General features: G+C 60.5%; 18 protein-coding genes. 8 read left to right on the forward strand and 10 right to left on the reverse strand.

Translation table 11 applies throughout. The features are described from left to right. Positions 1-60: 60 nt before the first annotated feature. The 5 genes from typA to fabY all read left to right on the forward strand — a co-directional run bounded on the left by typA (position 61) and on the right by fabY (position 4,989). Positions 61-1,884: a ribosome-dependent GTPase TypA gene (typA, locus tag AC2CGI_RS22240; RefSeq protein WP_046897371.1), complete on the forward strand. Its 1,824-nt coding sequence runs from the start codon at positions 61-63 to the stop codon at positions 1,882-1,884. 166 nt (positions 1,885-2,050) lie between these two features. Beyond that, positions 2,051-2,641 (forward strand): glucose-1-phosphatase, encoded by a 591-nt coding sequence (yihX, locus tag AC2CGI_RS22245; RefSeq protein WP_004931242.1) that lies wholly within the window; start codon positions 2,051-2,053, stop codon positions 2,639-2,641. 51 nt (positions 2,642-2,692) lie between these two features. Continuing rightward, a complete protein-coding gene (locus AC2CGI_RS22250; protein ID WP_021504485.1) occupies positions 2,693-3,586 on the forward strand; it encodes a virulence factor BrkB family protein in 894 nt (297 codons plus the stop codon). After that, positions 3,583-4,020 (forward strand): D-aminoacyl-tRNA deacylase, encoded by a 438-nt coding sequence (gene dtd / locus AC2CGI_RS22255; RefSeq protein WP_025304712.1) that lies wholly within the window; start codon positions 3,583-3,585, stop codon positions 4,018-4,020. The genes AC2CGI_RS22250 and dtd overlap by 4 nt, the downstream gene beginning before the upstream one ends. A gap of 21 nt (positions 4,021-4,041) precedes the next feature. Then, positions 4,042-4,989: a fatty acid biosynthesis protein FabY gene (gene fabY / locus AC2CGI_RS22260; RefSeq protein ID WP_004931235.1), complete on the forward strand. Its 948-nt coding sequence runs from the start codon at positions 4,042-4,044 to the stop codon at positions 4,987-4,989. Positions 4,990-5,026: 37 nt separating this feature from the next. On the opposite strand, the gene AC2CGI_RS22265 is transcribed toward fabY, so the two are convergent. Both AC2CGI_RS22265 and AC2CGI_RS22270 read right to left on the reverse strand, forming a co-directional pair. Beyond that, on the reverse strand, positions 5,027-6,688 hold the full coding sequence (locus AC2CGI_RS22265; protein WP_076740159.1) for an AsmA family protein: 1,662 nt from the start codon (positions 6,686-6,688) through the stop codon (positions 5,027-5,029). A 128-nt stretch (positions 6,689-6,816) separates the two neighbouring features. Then, positions 6,817-8,217: a nucleobase:cation symporter-2 family protein gene (locus AC2CGI_RS22270; RefSeq protein ID WP_021504483.1), complete on the reverse strand. Its 1,401-nt coding sequence runs from the start codon at positions 8,215-8,217 to the stop codon at positions 6,817-6,819. Between the two features lie 240 nt (positions 8,218-8,457). On the opposite strand from AC2CGI_RS22270, the gene gltS reads away from it, so the two are divergent. Continuing rightward, complete coding sequence (gene gltS / locus AC2CGI_RS22275; RefSeq protein WP_004931230.1) at positions 8,458-9,669, forward strand: sodium/glutamate symporter; 1,212 nt, start codon at positions 8,458-8,460, stop codon at positions 9,667-9,669. A 46-nt stretch (positions 9,670-9,715) separates the two neighbouring features. On the opposite strand, the gene recG is transcribed toward gltS, so the two are convergent. The 6 genes from recG to AC2CGI_RS22305 all read right to left on the reverse strand — a co-directional run bounded on the left by recG (position 9,716) and on the right by AC2CGI_RS22305 (position 16,406). Continuing rightward, the gene (gene recG, locus AC2CGI_RS22280) at positions 9,716-11,797 is read right to left on the reverse strand and encodes an ATP-dependent DNA helicase RecG (protein ID WP_015379447.1); all 2,082 of its coding nucleotides are present in this window, start codon (positions 11,795-11,797) and stop codon (positions 9,716-9,718) included. Next, positions 11,794-12,489, reverse strand: coding sequence for a tRNA (guanosine(18)-2'-O)-methyltransferase TrmH (gene trmH, locus AC2CGI_RS22285; protein WP_004931227.1), 696 nt, complete (start codon positions 12,487-12,489; stop codon positions 11,794-11,796). Before trmH ends, recG begins: the two co-directional genes overlap by 4 nt. A gap of 5 nt (positions 12,490-12,494) precedes the next feature. Further along, positions 12,495-14,606, reverse strand: coding sequence for a bifunctional GTP diphosphokinase/guanosine-3',5'-bis pyrophosphate 3'-pyrophosphohydrolase (gene spoT, locus AC2CGI_RS22290; protein WP_015379445.1), 2,112 nt, complete (start codon positions 14,604-14,606; stop codon positions 12,495-12,497). 18 nt (positions 14,607-14,624) lie between these two features. Next, positions 14,625-14,900: a DNA-directed RNA polymerase subunit omega gene (gene rpoZ, locus AC2CGI_RS22295; protein ID WP_004931221.1), complete on the reverse strand. Its 276-nt coding sequence runs from the start codon at positions 14,898-14,900 to the stop codon at positions 14,625-14,627. A gap of 54 nt (positions 14,901-14,954) precedes the next feature. Next, positions 14,955-15,578 (reverse strand): guanylate kinase, encoded by a 624-nt coding sequence (gene gmk / locus AC2CGI_RS22300; protein WP_004931218.1) that lies wholly within the window; start codon positions 15,576-15,578, stop codon positions 14,955-14,957. A 210-nt stretch (positions 15,579-15,788) separates the two neighbouring features. Then, positions 15,789-16,406, reverse strand: a complete 618-nt coding sequence (locus AC2CGI_RS22305; RefSeq protein WP_025304704.1) for a trimeric intracellular cation channel family protein — start codon at positions 16,404-16,406, stop codon at positions 15,789-15,791. Positions 16,407-16,659: 253 nt separating this feature from the next. Between AC2CGI_RS22305 and AC2CGI_RS22310 the strand changes: the two genes are divergently transcribed. After that, entirely contained in the window at positions 16,660-17,094 is a 435-nt protein-coding gene (locus AC2CGI_RS22310) for a DUF3574 domain-containing protein (RefSeq protein ID WP_015379443.1), read from the forward strand. A gap of 34 nt (positions 17,095-17,128) precedes the next feature. On the opposite strand, the gene AC2CGI_RS22315 is transcribed toward AC2CGI_RS22310, so the two are convergent. Next, positions 17,129-18,313, reverse strand: a complete 1,185-nt coding sequence (locus AC2CGI_RS22315) for a NupC/NupG family nucleoside CNT transporter (protein WP_004931212.1) — start codon at positions 18,311-18,313, stop codon at positions 17,129-17,131. 375 nt (positions 18,314-18,688) lie between these two features. Here AC2CGI_RS22315 and AC2CGI_RS22320 point away from each other — a divergent pair, with 375 nt between their 5' ends. Then, positions 18,689-19,078, forward strand: coding sequence for a hypothetical protein (locus AC2CGI_RS22320; protein WP_015379442.1), 390 nt, complete (start codon positions 18,689-18,691; stop codon positions 19,076-19,078). A gap of 55 nt (positions 19,079-19,133) precedes the next feature. Here AC2CGI_RS22320 and AC2CGI_RS22325 read toward each other — a convergent pair whose 3' ends face one another. Beyond that, a complete protein-coding gene (locus AC2CGI_RS22325; RefSeq protein WP_015379441.1) occupies positions 19,134-19,997 on the reverse strand; it encodes a YicC/YloC family endoribonuclease in 864 nt (287 codons plus the stop codon). Positions 19,998-20,097: the final 100 nt, after the last annotated feature.

A 20,097-nucleotide genomic window follows, 5' to 3' on the forward strand; every position in this document is an offset into this window, starting at 1 on the left:
TTAGTCCCTCGCTTAATACGTGTACAATAGCGCGCTATTTCTAATGCCCGAGGCAAAGCTGTGATCGAAAATTTGCGTAACATCGCCATTATTGCCCACGTTGACCATGGTAAAACCACCCTGGTTGATAAGCTGCTGCAACAATCCGGTACTTTCGGAGAGCGTGCGGAAGCCACCGAACGCGTAATGGACTCCAACGATTTGGAGAAAGAGCGTGGGATTACCATCCTCGCAAAAAACACCGCCATTAATTGGAACGGTTACCGTATCAACATCGTGGATACCCCTGGACACGCCGACTTCGGCGGTGAGGTAGAGCGCGTGATGTCGATGGTTGACTCGGTGCTGCTGGTTGTGGATGCAATGGATGGCCCTATGCCGCAAACCCGCTTCGTGACCAAGAAGGCTTTCGCCAACGGTCTGAAGCCGATCGTGGTCATCAACAAGGTTGACCGCCCTGGCGCGCGCCCTGACTGGGTTGTGGATCAGGTGTTCGACCTGTTCGTGAACCTCGACGCGACCGACGAGCAGCTCGACTTCCCGATCATCTACGCTTCTGCGCTGAACGGCATCGCCGGTGTCGACCACAACGACATGGCGGAAGACATGACCCCGCTGTATCAGGCGATCGTCGACCACGTGTCTGCGCCGCAGGTTGAGCTGGAAGCGCCATTCCAGATGCAGATCTCCCAGTTGGACTACAACAACTACCTGGGCGTTATCGGCATCGGCCGCATCAAGCGCGGTAAAGTGAAGCCGAACCAGCAGGTCACCATCATCGACAGCGAAGGCAAAACTCGCAACGGTAAAGTGGGTAAAGTGTTGGGTCACCTGGGTCTGGAGCGTATCGACAGCACCCTGGCGGAAGCGGGCGACATCATCGCCATCACCGGCCTGGGCGAGCTGAACATCTCCGACACCATCTGCGACACCAACGCCGTAGAAGCGCTGCCGGCGCTGTCCGTCGACGAACCGACCGTAACCATGTTCTTCAACGTCAACACCTCGCCGTTCTGCGGTAAAGAAGGTAAGTACGTGACGTCGCGTCAGATCCTTGACCGTCTGAACAAAGAGCTGGTGCACAACGTGGCGCTGCGCGTTGAAGAAACCGACGATGCGGACGCCTTCCGCGTATCCGGTCGTGGCGAGCTGCACCTGTCGGTGCTGATCGAAAACATGCGCCGTGAAGGTTTCGAGCTGGCGGTTTCCCGTCCGAAAGTTATCTTCCGCGAAATCGATGGCCGCAAGCAGGAGCCATTCGAGAACGTAACGCTGGATATCGAAGAGCAGCATCAGGGTTCCGTGATGCAGGCGATGGGTGAGCGTAAAGCCGACCTGAAAAACATGGATCCGGACGGTAAGGGCCGCGTGCGTCTCGACTACGTGATCCCAAGCCGCGGTCTGATCGGCTTCCGTAACGAATTCATGACCATGACTTCGGGTACCGGCCTGCTGTACTCCACCTTCAGCCACTACGACGACGTGCGTCCGGGCGAAGTGGGCCAGCGTCAGAACGGCGTGCTGATCTCCAACGGCCAGGGCAAAGCGGTCGCGTTCGCGCTGTTCGGCCTGCAGGATCGCGGCAAGCTGTTCCTGGGCCACGGTGCGGAAGTGTATGAAGGCCAGATCATCGGTATTCACTCACGTTCCAACGACCTGACCGTAAACTGCCTGACCGGTAAGAAGCTGACCAACATGCGTGCTTCCGGTACTGACGAAGCGACTACCCTGGTTCCGGCCATCAAAATGACCCTGGAGCAAGCTCTGGAGTTCATCGATGACGACGAACTGGTAGAAGTGACGCCAACCTCGATCCGTATCCGTAAGCGTCACCTGACGGAAAACGATCGTAAGCGTGCCAGCCGCGGTCCTAAAGACGCTTAATCGCTGATTGAGTGTCTCATGCTTAGGGCGCGGTTCTCGCGCCCTGAGTTTTTTCCTCTGTTGTTCCCCGTTTGTGCGGCGCGCTATGCGCTTTTCCGTTCGCTCCCTGTTCAGCTGTTCCTTTTCCCGCTACAGTGAAATCTCACCGGCCCATCAGGAGAGGACTATGCTGTATATCTTTGATTTAGGTAATGTGATCGTCGATATCGATTTCAAGCGTGTGCTGGGCGTGTGGAGCAATTTGAGCGGCACGCCGTTGGCGGTGCTGTCCGATCGTTTCGCCATGGGTGAGGTGTTCCAGCAACATGAGCGTGGTGAAATCAGCGATGAAGACTTCGCCGGCAAGCTGTGCGATGAAATGGGCATTGCGCTCAGCTTCGAACAATTCGCCACCGGCTGGCAGGCGGTATTTGTCGCGCTGCGCCCGGAAGTGATCGACATCATGCAGCGCCTGCGCAACGAAGGCCACCGGGTGGTGGTGCTGTCGAACACCAACCGTCTGCACTGCAACTACTGGCCGCAGCACTATCCTGAAGTGGCCGCCGCTGCCGATCATCTCTATTTGTCGCAAGATCTCGGCATGCGCAAGCCGGAGGCCGATATCTATCAACATGTGCTGGCCGCGGAAAACACCGCCGCCGCCGACGCGGTGTTCTTCGACGATCACCCGGCGAACGTCCTCGCCGCGCAGGCGCTGGGGATCAAGACGGTGCACGTCACCGATCGCGACGTGGTGCCGGCCTATTTTGCTCAATGAGCGCAGGGCGCGTTAAGCTTAAGGCGTATCAACGGACATCAAGGAGTGACCATGTCGTTTTTCCGCCGCAAGAAGCTGCCCTCTGCGATTAAGCCCGGCGTCACCTTCGGACGGCTGCTGTACCAGCGTATCGATCATGATGGCCTGACGATGTTGGCGGGCCATCTCGCCTATGTTTCCCTGCTGTCGCTGGTGCCGCTGGTCACCGTGGTGTTCGCGCTGTTCGCGGCTTTCCCGATGTTTTCCGACATCAGCGAGCAGCTGAAGAGCTTTATCTTTTCCAATTTCGTGCCGGCCGCCGGCAACGTGATCCAGAACTACCTGGAACAGTTCGTCGCCAATTCCAACAAGATGACCGCCGTCGGCACCTGCGGGCTGATCGTCACTGCGCTGTTGCTGATTTCCTCGGTGGACAGCGTGCTGAACACCATCTGGCGCAGCAAGAACAAACGGCCGATCGTCTTCTCCTTCGCCGTGTACTGGATGGTGCTGACGCTGGGGCCGCTGCTGGTGGGCGCCAGCATGGCCATCAGTTCTTACCTGCTGTCGCTCAACTGGCTGGCGCAGACCGGCGTCAATGGCCTGGTGGATCAGGTGCTGCGCATCTTCCCGTTGATTTTGTCGTGCATCTCCTTCTGGCTGCTGTATTGCATCGTGCCGACGGTGCGCGTGCCGCCCAAAGACGCGCTGATTGGCGCGGTGGTGGCCGGATTGCTGTTCGAGCTGGGCAAGAAGGGATTCGCGCTGTACGTCACCATGTTCCCTTCCTATCAGCTGATTTACGGCGTGCTGGCGGTGATCCCGATTTTATTCCTGTGGGTCTACTGGAGCTGGTGTATCGTGTTACTTGGCGCGGAAATCACCGTGACCATCGGCGAATATCGCGACTACCGCCGGCAGAAGGCGGAGCAACAGGAACCAAAAGCAGAAGGGCAGCAGGAATGATTGCGTTGATTCAACGGGTGTTAAACGCCAGCGTCACGGTGGGTGGCGAGACGGTAGGCAAAATTGGCCCCGGTTTGTTAGTGTTATTGGGCGTGGAGCAGGGCGATAACGAGCAAAAAGCGCAGCGCCTGTGCGAACGCGTGTTGGGATACCGCATTTTCGGCGACGAGAACGACAAGATGAACCTCAACGTCCAGCAGGCCGGGGGCAGCGTGCTGGTCGTTTCGCAGTTCACCCTGGCGGCGGACACCCAGAAAGGCATGCGGCCCAGCTTCTCGCGCGGCGCCGCGCCGCAGGAAGCCGATCGGTTGTATCAATATTTTGTTGGCCAGTGCCGCGAACGCGGCGTAGAGACCCAGACCGGCGAGTTCGCCGCCGACATGCAGGTGGCGCTGGTCAACGATGGTCCGGTGACATTCTGGCTACAGGTCTAAGCATTCGGAGAACAGGCGTCTATGTATCACCTACGAGTACCCGTAACAGAGCAAGAACTGAAAGAGTATTACCAGTTTCGCTGGGAAATGCTGCGCAAGCCGCTGCACCAGCCGGTGGGTTCGGAAAAGGATGCCTATGACGCCATGGCCCATCACCAAATGGTGGTGGACGAGGCCGGTAAAATCGTCGCCATCGGGCGGCTGTACATCAATGCCGACAACGAGGCGGCGATCCGTTTTCTGGCGGTAGACCCGACGCTGCAGGATAAAGGGCTGGGGACGTTGGTGGCGATGACGCTGGAGTCCGTCGCGCGGCAGGAAGGCGTGAAGCGGGTGGTGTGCAGCGCCCGTGAAGATGCGGTGGATTTCTTTGCCAAGCTGGGGTTCGTCAATCAGGGCGAGATCACTGCGCCGCAGACCACCCCGATCCGCCACTTTTTGATGATCAAACCGGTAGCGACGCTGGACGATATCCTGCATCGCCCCGATTGGTGCGGCCAATTGCAGCAGGCCTGGTATGAACATATCCCCCTGAGCGAAAAGATGGGCGTGCGCATCAGCCAGTACACCGGCCAGCGCTTCGTCACCACCATGCCGGAGATCGGCAACCAGAACCCGCACCATACGCTGTTTGCCGGCAGCCTGTTCTCGCTGGCGACGCTGACCGCCTGGGGGCTGATTTGGCTGCTGCTGCGCGAGCGCCATCTCGGTGGCACCATCATTCTGGCGGACGCGCACATTCGCTACAGCAAACCGATCACCGGCAGGCCGCGGGCGGTGGCGGATCTCGGTTCGTTAAGCGGTGATTTGGCGCGTCTGGCGCGAGGCCGCCGCGCGCGCGTGCACGCCGAAGTGCATCTGTTCGGCGATGAGGATAAGGGCGCGGTGTTCGAAGGCACCTACATGGTGTTGCCGGCTGAGCCGGATGTGCCGCTGGATCAGGGCGGTTCCGAAGCGCTGGAAGAGTAAAACGGCGGCCCTGCCTGGCGGCGGGCCGCGCGATAGATTACGGCAGCTGTTGGTTCACCGTCTGGCCGTCGCCGGCGGTGGCTTGCAGAGTCCCCTTCAATGAAGCTTTGAACGGCCCGTCGCTGTTCAACAGCCCTTTCAACTGCAGCTCAAGGTTGCCGTCGCCCGTCAGCGGCACCGGCTGCCATCCCCATTGCTGCAAGGTATTGAGCGGTACCGAACGGCCGTGCAGCGTCAGCTGGAACGGCTTGCCCGGCAGCTGATCGACGGTCGCTTTGGCCTCAAGCAACCCATTGGGCATAAAGGCGCTGAGCTCGGTGACGGCGATCTGGTTGGCGTCGGCGTTCAGCGCCAGCGAAGGGCGCCGCACATCGATTTTGTTGAAGGTGGCCTCGCTGCCGTTCAGGTTCAGCGAACCGGACCAAATGCCCCACTGGTGGTCGTGCGCCAGCAGCAGGTTGCTGCCGTAACCGTCCAGCGCGGTGATCTGGAACGGGAATGCCGGGTTGATATCGATGATCAGATTGCGGTTGGTGGTCAGCTTGGTGACGTACACCTCCGCCAGCCAGTCCGGCAGCGGTTTCAGCCACAGCTCGCGCCAGTCGATTGGCAGGGTGTACTCCAGCGCCGCCATGGCCACTTCATCCAGCTGCAGGCGTTTGCCGGCGCGCAGCCAATTGCCGGAGGTGCGCAGCAGCCCGCCTTCCCAGCGGGTGGTGAATTGCTGAATGGCGATGCCGGCGGAGGAGAGGCGCAGGGTGGCGATCGGGTCGATCAGGTGGAAACCGCCGTTGATCACATCGCTGGCATTGACGTTGAGCGAGCCGTCTTCGCTGCGCCAGTCGCCTTTTTCGATGCTGACGTTTTGCAGCGACAGATCGAGATCGTTAAACGCCCACGCCTTGCCTTCCAGGCGCGCATCGATCAGATCGAAACGCTTGAGGGTGACCGGCGGCAGGGTGGTAAAGCGCTGCATGAATTCCGCCAGCGTCAACGGGGTCTGCATGCGCACGCCGCTCAGCCGCAGGCGATCCACTTGCCAACTGCCGTCGGCGGCGCGGCTGGCCACGCCGGTCAGGTCGCCCTGCGCCAGATCGGCGCCGAAATTGTTCAACAGCAGCTGGCCCTGTTTTTGCTCCCCCTGCACCAACACCTTCGAAGCGGGAATGCCGTTCAGCGTCATCGAACCGGCGCTGAACTGGAACTGATTGTTGTCCCCCAGCAGATGGCCGGCCAGCGGGCGCCACGGCGTGATGCCGGCATTGACCCGCTGCGCGTTGAGCTGCCACTCGTTATCGTTGGATTGCAGCGCCATGTTGCTCAGCTGCAGCACGTCGGCCTGTACAGGCAGCGCAGCAGTCTGCGGCTGCACGTTCAGCGTGCCGTCACGCAGCGTGACGCTGTGGAAATAGCGCGGTTCGGTGATTTGGCGCAGGCTGAGGCCGAGATCGACGCGTTTGGCGGCCAGCGCCTGCGGCTGGCCATTGCGCGCCAGCTGCACCTCTTCCAGACCGATCTGGCCCGGCTGATTCCACGAGTGGGTGATTTTTCCTATCGACAGGCGGTATTCGCTGTTGTCGCTGATCCAGGCGCTCAGGCGGCCTGCCGCCCAGCGGGTTTGCCCCACCAGATACAGCACCACCGCCGCCAGCACGGTCAGCAGCAGCAACGTCAGCAACAGCTTTCCGATAAATTTCATCGTCTACATCCGCATCGGTCAAAAAAGATACCCTGTTTATGCCGCAATTGGCCGGGCATCTCAAGGGCAATGGTCTGATAGACAATAAAAAACGGCCGCAAGCGGCCGTTTGAACGTCAATGGACGGGTTACTTTTTCTCGTGTTCCTGCGGGAACACCAGGTTCAGCACGATGGCGGTAATGCCGCCTGCGGCGATGCCGGAAGAGAGCAGGGTTTTCAGCCAGTCCGGCGCGAACTGCAGGATCAGCGGCTGCTGGGAGACGCCCATGCCGACGGCCAGCGACAGCGCCATGATCATGATGGCGCGCCGGTTCAGGCGCTCGCGCGACACGATGCGCACGCCGGAGGCGGCGATGGTGCCGAACATCACGATGGTCGCGCCGCCCAGTACCGGCTCGGGAATGTGCTGCACGAAGCCGGCCACCGCCGGGAACAGCCCCAGCGCGATCAGCATCAGCGCCACCACGAAGCCGACGTAACGGCTGGCGACGCCGGTCAGCTGGATCACGCCGTTGTTCTGGCCGAAGCAGGAGTTGGGGAAGGTGTTGAACACCGCCGACAGCATCGAGTTCAGGCCGTTGGCCAGCACGCCGCCCTTCAGGCGCTTCATGTACAGCGGCCCGCTGACGGGCTGTTCGGAGACGTCGGAAGTGGCGGTGATGTCGCCGATGGTTTCCAGCGAGGTGACCATAAAGATCAGCATCAGCGGCAGCAGCAGGTTCCAGTCGAAGCCCAGGCCGTAATAGAGCGGCGTGGGAATGGTGATCGCCGCCGTTGGGGCTGCCGATGCGCCGGCGGGCAGCATGTCCATCGCCCAGGCCAACAGATAGCCGACCGCCATGGCGATCACCAGCGAAGCGACGCGCAGGTAAGGGTTGCGCTGGCGGTTCAGCAGGATGATGACCGCCAGCACCGCGCCGGCCAGCAGCAGGTTTTTCGGTGAGCCGAAGCTGTGATCGTTCATCGCGGCGTAGCCGCCGCCGATCGAGGTCAGACCGACCTGAATCAGCGACAGGCCAATGATCATCACCACGATGCCGGAAACCAGCGGGGTGATAATGCGGCGCGCCAGATGCAGCACGCGCGACAGTAAAATTTCGGTGCAGGAAGCGACCATCAGGGTGCCGAACAGCGCGGCCATCATGGTCGGCACGTCGGCGCCGCCGTTTTTCAGCGCCAGACCGCCCATGATCAGCGGCGAAACGAAATTGAAGCTGGTGCCCTGAATCGACAACAGCCCGGAACCCACCGGTCCCCAGGTTTTGATTTGCAGAATGGAAGCCAGACCGGAGGCGAACAGCGACATGCTGATGATGTGCTGGGTATCCTGTGCCGGCAGGCCCAGCGCCTGGCAGATCAGCAGCGCCGGTGTGATCACCGCGACGAACATCGCCAGCAGATGCTGGCCGGCGGCAAACAGCGTTTGCGGTAGCGGCGGGCGATCTTCCAGGCGATAAATCAGTTCACTGGCGCGGGGTTCTGAGGCGGCTTGGCGCGCGGCATCAAGCTCGGAGGATGACATGCTCATGGTGTGGCGTTTCCAGATACGGCAAAGCAGGCATTTTAATGCCCCGCCCCGCAAAAGCAAACGGTTGCGCGTAAATATTATGTTGCCGACTTTCCCGTTTATGTCGCATTTTCATTCATTTTTTCTTGTCATCTCAGCGTTTTTTACTTCTAATCCTGCACTCATCAAGTTTAAAAACTAAGTGGTTTTCTATAACTTATTATTTTTATTTGGATCTTTTCCCTCACATGGAGTACCTGGATGTTTCATCTTGATACTTATGGCACGTTAGTCGCGGCGACGCTGGTTTTGCTCCTCGGGGGCAAGTGCGTCAGAACCATTCCCCTGCTGCGAAAATATACCATTCCCGCTCCCGTCGCCGGCGGTTTGCTGGTGGCCCTCCTGCTGTTAGCCCTGAAAAAGCTCGTCAACTGGGAAGTCAGTTTTGACATGTCGCTGAAGGATCCGCTGATGCTGGCCTTCTTCGCCACCATCGGCCTGAACGCCAACCTGGCGCGTTTGCGCGCCGGCGGCAAGGTGCTGGTAGTGTTCCTGTTCGTGGTGCTGGGGCTGCTTATCGTGCAGAACGCCATCGGCATCGGCATGGCGAAAATGCTGGGGCTGGATCCGCTGATGGGCCTGATTGCCGGATCGATCACCCTGTCGGGTGGCCACGGCACCGGGGCGGCCTGGAGCAAGCTGTTCATCGAGCGCTACGGTTTTGAAAACGCGACGGAAGTCGCCATGGCCTGTGCCACCTTCGGCCTGGTGCTGGGCGGTCTGATCGGCGGCCCGGTGGCGCGCTATCTGGTCAAGCACTCCTCCACGCCGGAAGGCACCCCGGATGACAGCGTGCAGCCGAGCGGTTTTGAGAAGCCGGAAAGCGGCCGTCTCATCACCTCGCTGGTGATGATCGAAACCATCGCCATGATCGCCATCTGTCTGAGCCTGGGGCAATTGATTGCCGGCCTGCTGAGCGGCACGGTGTTTGAACTGCCGAACTTCGTTTGCGTGCTGTTCGTCGGGGTGATCCTCAGCAACACGCTGGCCTTCACCGGCTTCTATACCGTGTTTGAGCGGGCGGTGTCGGTGTTGGGTAACGTCAGCCTGTCGCTGTTCCTGGCGATGGCGTTGATGAGCCTGCGCCTGTGGGAGCTGGCCTCGCTGGCGCTGCCGATGCTGGCGATCCTGGCGGTGCAGACGCTGGTGATGGCGCTGTACGCGATATTCGTCACCTACCGGGTGATGGGCAAGAACTACGACGCGGCGGTGCTGGCCGCCGGCCACTGCGGCTTTGGCATGGGCGCCACGCCGACGGCGATCGCCAACATGCAGGCGATCACCGATCGTTTCGGCCCGTCGCACGTGGCGTTTTTGGTGGTGCCGATGGTGGGGGCGTTCTTTATCGATATCGCCAATGCCATCGTCATCAAGCTGTATCTGCTGCTGCCGGTGTTCCCGGCGGTGGGGTGATATCGCGAGCCAGAAAAAAAGAAGAGGGCGCCGTCGGCGCCCTTTTTTATGCGTTGGAGTAGCGTGCCTTCTCCGGCAGCCAGCGTTCAATCAGCGCCTGGGCGTGTTCCGGGTAGTGCTGGTGGAGGTGGCGAGCGACGCGCTGCACTTCGGGGATCATCGCCTGGTCGCGCAGCAGGTCCGCCACTTTGAATTCGGCGCTGCCGGTCTGGCGGGTGCCGAGCAGCTCGCCCGGGCCGCGGATCTCCAGATCGCGCTGGGCGATGACAAAGCCGTCGTTGCTGTCGCGCAGCACCTGCAGGCGCGTTTGCGCGGTTTTGCTCAGCGGCGTTTTGTACAGCAGCACACAGTGTGAGGCCACCGCGCCGCGCCCTACGCGGCCGCGCAGTTGGTGCAGCTGCGCCAGGCCCAGCCGCTCCGGGTTCTCGATGATCATCAGGCTGGCGTTCGGTACGTCGACGCCGACTTCGATCACCGTGGTGGCGACCAGCAGCTGCAGCTCGCCCTGTTTAAACGCCTGCATCACCGCCTGCTTCTCCTGCGCTTTCATGCGGCCGTGCACCAGCGCCACCTTCAGCTCCGGCAATGCGGCTTTCAATTCCTCCCAGGTGGCTTCCGCCGCCTGCGCTTCCAGCAGCTCAGATTCCTCGATCAGCGTACACACCCAGTAAGCCTGCCGCCCCTCTTCCAGGCAGGCGCTCTTCACCCGTTGAATGATGTCGGCGCGGCGGGTATCGGGAATGGCGACGGTGGTCACCGGCGTGCGGCCCGGCGGCAGCTCGTCGATGACCGAGGTGTCGAGATCGGCATAGGCGGTCATCGCCAGCGTGCGCGGGATCGGCGTGGCGGTCATGATCAGCTGATGGGCGTGGAAGCCTTGCTCTTCGCCTTTCTCCCACAGCGCCAGCCGCTGATGTACCCCGAAGCGGTGCTGCTCATCGATGATCACCAGCGCCAGGCCGTTGAACTGTACCTGCTCCTGGAAGATGGCGTGGGTGCCGACCACCATTGACACCTGGCCGCTGGCGATGGCTTCCTGCTGCGCGATGCGCGCCTTGCCTTTCTGTTTGCCGGCCAGCCAGCCGACCTCCAGCCCCAGCGGTTCAAACCACTGGCGGAAATTGTTGGCGTGCTGCTCGGCCAGCAGCTCGGTCGGCGCCATCAGCGCCACCTGTTTGCCGTGCGCGATGGCGCGCAGCGCCGCCAGCGCCGCCACCAGCGTTTTGCCGGAGCCGACGTCGCCCTGCACCAGCCGCATCATCGGGAAGTCTTTTTGCATATCGGCTTCGATGTCGGCCACCACGCGCGTTTGCGCGCCGGTCGGCGAGAACGGCAGCTGGGCGAGAAAACGGTTTTTCAACCGATCGTCCGGCAGCAGCGGCTGCGCCTGGTAACTCTGGGCGCCGGCGCGCACCGCCAGCATGCTGAGGTTATGCGCCAACAGCTCTTCGAGGATCAGGCGTTTTTGCGCCGGGTGTTTGCCCAGCTCCAGATCCGCCAGCTGGATGTCCGGCGGCGGGCGGTGCAGGGTGTGCAGCGCCTGCGGCAGGCTCATCAGGCCGCCGCTCAGCTCCGGCGGCAGCAGTTCGGCGATGGCGCAGGTATCCAGCAGCGCCAGCGCCTGATCGGTCAGCTTGCGCAGCGTGGCTTGCCGCACCCCCTCGGTGGTGGGGTAAACCGGCGTCAGCGACTCCTGCAGCTCGACTTCGCTGGCTTCGCCCTGAATGCGGTATTCCGGATGGATGATCTCCGCGCCGTGGTTGCCGCGTTTGATCTCGCCGTAGGCGGTCACGCGGCGGCCGGTGGCCAGGCTGTTTTTCATCGCGGCGTTGAAGTTGAAGAACCGCATGGTGAGGATGCCGGTGCCGTCGCTGATCTGGCAGGTCAGCATGCGGCGGCGGCCGAAACTGATGTCGCTGCGCAGCACTTCCCCCTCTACCGTAGCGTAGATGCCCGGCAGCAGATCGTTGATCGGATAGAGGCGGGTGCGATCTTCGTAGCGCAGCGGCAGGTGCAGCAGCAGATCCTGAATGGTGTCGAGGCCGAGTTTGGCCAATTTGCCCGCCTGGCTGGCGCCAACCCCGGAAAGCGTGGTGAGTGGGACAGCATCCAGCAGGCGGCCTTTCATTTGCGCACCGTCGCCTGCATGGCCGCCCACCATTCGGCGCTGGCGACCACCTGGCCCTGTTCATCGATCTGCGGGCGCGGCAGCCCTTTGCGCTTGGCCACGTTGGCCAGCACCGGGTAACCGCCTTCGAACAGCAGACGCTGCTGCTCTTCTTCGTCCAGCATACTGTTGTCGCGACGGTACAGGCCGGCGTTCTGCCGCTGGCGCTGCGCCTCATACAGGATCAGCGCCGAAGCCACAGAGACGTTGAGCGATTGCACCATGCCGATCATCGGAATGACGATGTCCTGATCGGCCAGCGCCAGCGCTTCTTCGGTGATGCCGGTTTTTTCCTGGCCGAGCAGCACGCAGGTTGGCCGGGTGTAGTCCACCTCGCGGAAATCGACCGCGCGCGCAGACAGGTTGGTAGCCAGAATTTGCATGCCCTGCGCTTTCAGGTGCCCGACCGCGTCGCCGATGGTGCGGTGGGTTTTAACGCTGACCCAGCTGTTGCTGCCGGCGGCGGAGGAGACCAGGGTGCGCATGCGGGTGGTGGGCCACACGGCGTGGACCTGATGCACGCCGACGGCGTCGGCGGTACGGATAATGGCGGAGACGTTATGCGGCTTGTGCACCTGCTCCAGGCAGACCGTCAGATCCGGCTGCCGGGTCGCGAGCATTTCACAAATCCGCGCATAGCGTTCAGGACTCATAAGCGCTAGTTTCGGTTGCGGTTAACTTTGATCACATCCGGCATGATACGGATTTTACGCATAATGTTTGCCAAATGGATGCGATCGCGGGTGGTCAAGCGGATAAAGGCGCTATAAACCCGACCGTCTTTCTCTTCGGTGTTCAGGCTCTGAATATTGGACTCGGCCGCGTTGATCGCCGCCGTCAGGTTGGCCAGCGCGCCCTGGTGGTTAAACATATCCACCTTGATCTCGGCGATGAACTCCTGCTCGGTCTCTTTATCCCACTCGACCGCCATGAACTTCTCAGGCTCTTTCTGATAGCCGCGAATATTGCGGCAAGATTCATGGTGGATCACCAGCCCTTTGCCCGGACTGACGTGAGCGATAATCGGGTCGCCCGGAATCGGACGGCAGCACTTGGCGAAGGTGATCAACACGCCGTCGGCGCCCTTGATGGCCAGGTTGCGCACGCCGGAGGTGGTGCCCAGGCTGGACTGATCGCCCTGCAGGTTCTTCGCCACCACCACGCTCATGGCGTTGCCGAGGCCAATTTCCGCCAGCAGATCGTCCAGCGTCGCCAGCTTCATGCGATCCAGCTCGTGCTGAATATTTTCCTGCGGGATTTCGGCCAGTTTGCGGCTGCCGCCCAGCGCATGGTTGAGCAGACGGCGGCCGAGGCCGACGGAGTCGTCGCGCTTGAGGTTCTTCAACATCTGGCGAATCTTGGCGCGCGCTTTCGAGCTGACCACGAAGTTCAGCCAGGCGGCGTTGGGCCGTGCGCCCGGCGCGGTGATGATCTCGACGGTCTGGCCGCTGGTCAGCGACTGCGACAGCGGGTACGGCTGACGATCGACGCGCGCGCCGACGCAGGCATGGCCGATATCGGTATGCACCGCATAGGCGAAGTCGACCGGCGTGGCGCCGGCGGGCAGCTCGACGATGCGGCCTTCCGGGGTGAAAACGTAAATCTCATCCGGGAACAGATCGGATTTGACGCTCTCGATAAATTCAAACGAACTGCCGGCGCTTTGCTGCAGCTCCAGCAGGCTTTGCATCCAGCGTTGGGCGCGGATCTGCGCCGTGGTGCCGGTTTCGCCCTGTTCTCTTTCCTTGTAAGCCCAGTGCGCGGCCACCCCCATCTCAGCCATCTGATCCATGTCTTCGGTGCGGATCTGCACTTCGACCGGCACGCCGTGCGGGCCGATCAGCGAGGTATGCAGCGATTGATAGCCGTTGGCCTTGGGAATGGCGATGTAATCTTTCACCCGCCCCGGACGCGGTTTATACAGGCTGTGCACCTGGCCGAGCACGCGGTAGCAGGTATCGACCTCTTTGACGATCACCCGGAACGCGTAGATATCCATGATGGAATGAAAACGCTGTTCTTTCAGGTGCATCTTGAGGTAGATGGAGTAAAGGTGTTTTTCCCTTCCGCTGACGCGGCAGGCGATGCCGGCCTCGGTCAGCCGCCCTTCGATCTCGGAGAGGATTTTTTGAATCATCTCTTTGCGGTTGCCGCGCGCGGCTTTCACCACTTCCTTGATCACGCGGTAGCGGTTTGGGTACAGCGCCTCGAAGCCCAGCTCTTCCAGCTCGGTTTTCAGGTGATGAATACCCAGACGGTGGGCGAGGGGGCTGTAGATTTCCAGGGTTTCACGCGCGATGCGCCGGCGTTTGTCGGGGCGCAGCGAACCGAGGGTGCGCATGTTGTGCGTACGGTCGGCCAGCTTGATCAGCACGACGCGGATATCCTGCACCATCGCCATGATCATCTTACGGAAGTTTTCCGCCTGCGCTTCTTTCTTGTCCTGGAACTTCAGCTTGTCGAGCTTGGAGACGCCCTCAACCAGTTCGGCGACGCTCTTGCCGAACAGCTGTTCCATATCTTGATAGGTGGCTGGGGTGTCTTCGATGACGTCGTGCAGCAACGCCGCCATCAGCGTCTCGTGGTCGAGACGCATTTCCGCCAGGATGCAGGCCACGGCGACCGGGTGAGTAATGTAGGGCTCACCGCTGGAGCGTGTCTGGCCCTCGTGCGCGTCGCGCGCGACGAGGTATGCCTGTTTGAGGCGCTTAATCTGCTCCTCGGGCAGGTAACGTTGAATCAGCAGATTCAGGCTTTCAAACAGGTACAAGGCGGACTCGCTGTCTAATTAACGACGACCTTCAGCAATCGCGGTAACCGCTTGAATCTCTGCGGCTTCCTGCTCTTGCTGTTCCTGGCGCTCACGCACGTCGAGGATCTGGCTGGTGATCAGGCCTTCTTCGATTTCGCGCAGGGCGATAACGGTGTACTTGTCGTTCTCTTCCGGAACCAGTGCATCTTTGCCGCCGGTCTGGATCTGACGCGCCCGACGAGCAGCGACCAACACCAGGTCAAAACGGTTACCAATTTTCTCTACAGCGTCTTGAACAGTTACGCGTGCCATATTTGTGCTACTCCACAGGTGACGAAAAGACTGGGCATGATACTGAAACTGCCTTCAGTCTGCCAATAGTTTGCTGATTAAAGCGTCATGCCGCAGCAACTGGCGGCCCAAACGCAGGCGTTCGGCGCGAATGATGGTCTTCAGATCGGACAGCGCCAGATCGAAATCATCGTTCACGATCAGGTAATCGTACTCCGCGTAATGCGTCATTTCCGCCACGGCCTGGGCCATGCGTTTGGCGATCACCTCTTCGGAATCCTGCCCGCGCCCGCGCAGGCGGCGGCCCAGTTCTTCCTTCGATGGCGGCAGAATGAAGATGCTGCGCGCCTGCGGCATTTTGGCGCGGATTTGCTGCGCGCCCTGCCAGTCGATATCCAGAAACACGTCCACGCCGGTCGCCAACACTTGTTCGATGGCGGCGCGTGAGGTGCCGTAATAGTTGCCGAACACTTCGGCGTGCTCAAGAAACGCATCCTGCTCGATCATCCGGCGGAATTCGTCTTTCGAGACGAAGAAATAGTGCTCGCCGTGATTTTCACCCGGGCGGCTGTCGCGCGTGGTGTGCGAAACCGAAACCTGCGTGTCGTACAGCGGTTGCGTCTTTAACAAAGCCTGAATCAGACTTGATTTACCTGCGCCACTGGGAGCAGAGACAATATAAAGCGTGCCTTGAGCCATGATGATGTTCGTTGATAACGGTTGATATGCCAAAAACAGCGGATGTGTATTTTCTCCGCACAGTATACACGGCTAACGCGCCGGGTGCAGCGTTAGCTCGCATTTTGCCCGCGGCTTTGCGTGGAAAAAGCGTCGAAAGGGCGAATATGCGCGCTGAAGAGCAATATTTTGGCAGTTTTGGCCCAGCGGCGGCGCGCTGCCGCTCCGGGATCAGTGATCCGGATGCTGGTAGTTGAACACCGGCAGGCCGAGGCGGAAGCGCAGGGCGATAAGACGCGCGCTCAGGCCGGCGACCAGCGTGAGGATCACCACCAGATTGTGCGGCAGGCTGAGGTGCTGCAGGCCGATATACAGCCAGGCGGCGCTGAAGGAGATGCCGGCGTAGATCTCTTTCTGGAACACCAGCGGGATACGGTTGCAGAACATGTCGCGCAGCACCCCGCCGAAGACGCCGGTGATCACTGCGGCGATGGCGGCGATAATCGCGCTGTGCCCCATATCCAGCGCCACCTGGGCGCCGATGATCGAGAAGACGATCAGGCCGACGGCGTCGAGCACCAGGAACAGGCGGCGCAGATGGCGCATCAGAGGAGCCACCCAGGTGGTGACGATCGCCGCTATTGCGACGATGACGATGTATTCCGGATGCTTGACCCAGCCCAACGGAAAATGCCCGAGCAACATATCGCGCACCGACCCGCCGCCGATCGCGGTGACCGAGGCGATGATGATCACGCCGAACATGTCCATTTGGCGGCGGCCGGCCGCCAACGCGCCGGTCATGGCTTCGGCGGTGATGCCGATGATATAAAGGATGCTCAGTAACATAAGGGATTCACAGCGTACTTGCGTCAGAATGATGGCCGGCAGGGTAATCGCCGCCGAGGACGCGCGCCACTGAGTTTTTTTCACCGATGGCATTTCGGATTAATATAGCTAATCCAAACTCCGTTTTTATTGCCGATAACCAGCCTTTTTTAACATCTGGCTGTTAATGAAAGCATTAGAAATTTCGCGCTAATTTCCATCGCTGACTATGATTTTTGCAGCGAATCCTTCAACCGAGAAACCGAGACTGCAGATGAAAAACTCCCCGAGACTGGCTGCTGGCGCCATGATGGCAGCCCTGCTGCTGAGCGGCTGCGTGGCGCCAGGCCACCAGGCTGTTTCCCCCACCCCGGCTTGCCGCACCGGCGATCCGCTGGTGCAGACAACGCTCTACTTCGGCCTGAACCGGCCGGCGGGGCCGGCGATCACCGCCGCCGAGTGGCAAACCTTCGTCGATAGCCAGGTGACACCACGTTTTAAAGACGGGCTGACGGTGTTTGATGCCAAAGGGCAGTGGCTGGGCCACGACGGCAAACTGGCGCGCGAGAACAGCAAGGCGCTGCTGCTGATCCATGCGCCGGGCAAAGAGAGCGAGGCGAATATCGAGGCGCTGCGCAGCGGCTATAAGCAGCAGTTTGCGCAGGATTCGGTGATGCGGGTGGATGCGCCGGTGTGCGTGGCGTTTTAAAACGCACTCCCGGCCGCCTGGCCGGGAGTGAGGATTACAGCACCAGGCCGGCGATGGCTGCCGACAACAGGCTCACCAGCGTCGAGCCGTAAACCAGCTTCAGGCCAAAACGGGAAACCACGTTGCCTTGCTGCTCGTTCAGTCCTTTGATGGCGCCGGCGACGATGCCGATGGAGGCGAAGTTGGCGAACGACACCAGGAACACCGACAAAATGCCCAGCCCGCGCGGCGACAGCTCCGCCGCGATCTTCTTCAGTTCAATCATCGCCACGAATTCGTTGGCCACCAGTTTGGTCGCCATGATGCTGCCCGCCTTCAGGGCCTCCTCCGCCGGGATGCCGATCAGCCAGGCCAGCGGATAGAACACGTAGCCGAGGATCTGCTGGAAGCTGATGCCGAGCACCGCCGAGAACAACGCGTTGACGGCGGAGATCAGCGCGATAAAGCCGATCAGCATCGCCGCGATGATCATCGCAATCTTGAAGCCGGCCAGAATGTACTCGCCCAACATTTCGAAGAAGCTCTGATCTTCGTGCAGCTTGTTCAGCTTCAGCTCCGGCTCGTCTTCAACCTGATACGGGTTGATGATCGACAGGATGATGAAGGTGCTGAACATATTAAGGATCAAGGCCGCCACCACGTACTGCGCGTCGATCATCGACATGTAGGCGCCGACGATGGAGAGCGATACCGTCGACATGGCGGTCGCGGCCATGGTGTACATGCGGCGCGGCGAGATGTCGCCGATGATGCCCTTGTAGGCGATGAAGTTCTCTGACTGCCCCAGCACCAGCGTGCTGACGGCGTTGAACGATTCCAGTTTGCCCATGCCGTTGACCTTGGACAGCAGGGTGCCCACCAGGCGGATGATCAGCGGCAGGATGCGGAAATGCTGCAAAATGCCGATCAGGGCGGAAATAAAGATGATAGGGCACAAAACGCCGAGGAAGATAAACGCCAGGCCATCCTTGCTCATGCCGCCGAATACGAACTCCGATCCTTGGGCGGCGTAGGCGAGCAGGGTGTCGAAGAAGCCGGCGACGTGTTTGATCACGCTGAGCCCGCTGGCGGAGTGCAGGAAGAAGTAGGCCAGCGCGCCTTCGATCACCAACAGCTGGATGATATAGCGCAGGCGGATTTTCTTGCGATTATTGCTGACCAGCAGCGCCAGGGCGATGATCACCACCAGGGCCATAATAAATTGCAGAATTTGTGGCATAAACGGTCCGTACGGTTCACGGGCAGGAAAAAAACACATTTAGCCACAGCATCGCCGTCCTTTCATTACCTTGCGTGATAATTAGAACAAAATACTTATAGCGTGCGGGATATCTTGCTGAATGTCATCCACACGCGCTGCTCGGCAGTTTTTCATAAGCCCCCGAAGTGCCTTAGTGAGCCGTCTTCCATGATGCCTGCCGGCTCGCAGCCTGATGCAATCGCCGTCCCGCACGTTCAGGCGCCTGGAATCTGGCTCGCAATGGGCGATTTTTCATGGCGCAAAGCGTGGCTTTCTTGGCTGAGGAAGAGAAACATGTTTGGACAAGGCGCCGGTCGCGATCGGCACGCATTTTATCGAACAAGGAGGCGAACGATGAATACCGGCACGTTGCTCAGGGCGCTGGCCAACGGCGTTAATCCCGACACCGGCGAGCTGTTGAGACCGGCTTCAGCGGCCTGCGCGCCGGAGGCTATCCGCCTGCTGTTTGCATTGGCCAACGAGTTCGACGGTGAATCCGAACTGCAGAAAAAAGCCAGGCTGACGCCGGAAGAAAAGCAGCAGAAGAATCTGGCCGAGGGCCGGCCGGCCAATGCTTACTTCCCCTGGCCGGAAGAAGAAAAACTGCGGCTGCGCGAGAGCCATGCGGCCGGGGCGACGCTGGAGGCGCTGAGCGATGAGTTCGAGCGCTCAACCTGGAGCATTGCGGTGCAGCTGCAGAAAATGGGGTTGATCGGTGAGGAGCAGGCGGCCGCCTATCGCTGATCTGCAGCCATAAAAAAGCCCGCGTGGCGCGGGCTTGATGGCGTGCGGAGCGGGATCACTCGATGTTCTGGATCTGCTCGCGCATCTGTTCGATCAGCACCTTCAGCTCGATGGCGGAGGCGGTGACGTCGGCATTGATCGACTTGGAGGCCAGGGTGTTCGATTCGCGGTTGAACTCCTGCATCATGAAGTCGAGGCGGCGGCCGACGGCTTCTTTCTTCTTCAGGATGTTGTGCGTCTCTTTCACGTGCGCTTCCAGGCGGTCCAGCTCTTCGGCGACGTCGATGCGCTGCGCCATCAGCACCAGCTCCTGCTCCAGGCGGGTGTTTTCCAGCTGCACCTGCGCCTCTTCCAGCTTGCTGACCAGGCGTTCGCGCTGCCATTGCAGGATGTTCGGCATCTGGGCGCGCACTTTGACCACTTCGGCGCTGACGCCGTCGAGGCGCTGTTCGATCAGCGTTTTCAGCGCGGCGCCTTCGCTTTCGCGTGCGACGATGAAGTCATCCAGCGCGCCGTCCAGCGCCTGCATCAGCTCGGCGCTGATGGCGTCCAGATCCTGCTCCTGCGCGGACATCACGCCCGGCCAGCGCAGCACGTCGATCGGGTTGATTTCCCCTTCGTCGCTCTGCATTTTCACCCAGTTGGCGGCTTCGACCAGCTGTTTGGCCAGTTTTTCGTTCAGGATCAGCGAGCTTTGCGCGCTTGGATCCAGTTCGAAACGCAGGTTGCATTCGACTTTGCCGCGGGTCAGGCGGCCACGGATACGTTCACGGATCACCGGCTCCAGGCTGCGGAATTGTTCCGGCAGGCGGATGTAGGTTTCTAAGTAGCGCTGGTTAACGGAACGCAGCTCCCAGGCTGCGCTGCCCCATTCACCCTTGATTTCACGCCGGGCGTAGGCGGTCATGCTGCGGATCATTGATGCGTACCCGTAATAGGAAAAGATGGGGCGATTATAGCGTCGCGGCTGCGGGCAGGATAGGCATTACGTCACGAAGCCCGTATAATGCGCAGCCAAT

Source organism: Serratia sp. LSHTC3 (genome assembly GCF_057197125.1).

Excerpts from the sequence above, each read along its gene's own strand:
- AC2CGI_RS22320 (WP_015379442.1), top strand. The coding sequence starts at position 18,689 with ATGAATACCGGCACGTTGCTCAGGGCGCTGGCCAACGGCGTTAATCCC.
- dtd (WP_025304712.1), top strand. The coding sequence starts at position 3,583 with ATGATTGCGTTGATTCAACGGGTGTTAAACGCCAGCGTCACGGTGGGT.
- recG (WP_015379447.1), bottom strand. The coding sequence starts at position 11,797 with ATGAAAGGCCGCCTGCTGGATGCTGTCCCACTCACCACGCTTTCCGGG.
- AC2CGI_RS22270 (WP_021504483.1), bottom strand. The coding sequence starts at position 8,217 with ATGAGCATGTCATCCTCCGAGCTTGATGCCGCGCGCCAAGCCGCCTCA.
- rpoZ (WP_004931221.1), bottom strand. The coding sequence starts at position 14,900 with ATGGCACGCGTAACTGTTCAAGACGCTGTAGAGAAAATTGGTAACCGT.
- trmH (WP_004931227.1), bottom strand. The coding sequence starts at position 12,489 with ATGAGTCCTGAACGCTATGCGCGGATTTGTGAAATGCTCGCGACCCGG.
- gltS (WP_004931230.1), top strand. The coding sequence starts at position 8,458 with ATGTTTCATCTTGATACTTATGGCACGTTAGTCGCGGCGACGCTGGTT.
- AC2CGI_RS22310 (WP_015379443.1), top strand. The coding sequence starts at position 16,660 with ATGAAAAACTCCCCGAGACTGGCTGCTGGCGCCATGATGGCAGCCCTG.
- AC2CGI_RS22250 (WP_021504485.1), top strand. The coding sequence starts at position 2,693 with ATGTCGTTTTTCCGCCGCAAGAAGCTGCCCTCTGCGATTAAGCCCGGC.
- AC2CGI_RS22265 (WP_076740159.1), bottom strand. The coding sequence starts at position 6,688 with ATGAAATTTATCGGAAAGCTGTTGCTGACGTTGCTGCTGCTGACCGTG.
- AC2CGI_RS22315 (WP_004931212.1), bottom strand. The coding sequence starts at position 18,313 with ATGCCACAAATTCTGCAATTTATTATGGCCCTGGTGGTGATCATCGCC.
- AC2CGI_RS22305 (WP_025304704.1), bottom strand. The coding sequence starts at position 16,406 with ATGTTACTGAGCATCCTTTATATCATCGGCATCACCGCCGAAGCCATG.
- yihX (WP_004931242.1), top strand. The coding sequence starts at position 2,051 with ATGCTGTATATCTTTGATTTAGGTAATGTGATCGTCGATATCGATTTC.
- fabY (WP_004931235.1), top strand. The coding sequence starts at position 4,042 with ATGTATCACCTACGAGTACCCGTAACAGAGCAAGAACTGAAAGAGTAT.
- AC2CGI_RS22325 (WP_015379441.1), bottom strand. The coding sequence starts at position 19,997 with ATGATCCGCAGCATGACCGCCTACGCCCGGCGTGAAATCAAGGGTGAA.
- gmk (WP_004931218.1), bottom strand. The coding sequence starts at position 15,578 with ATGGCTCAAGGCACGCTTTATATTGTCTCTGCTCCCAGTGGCGCAGGT.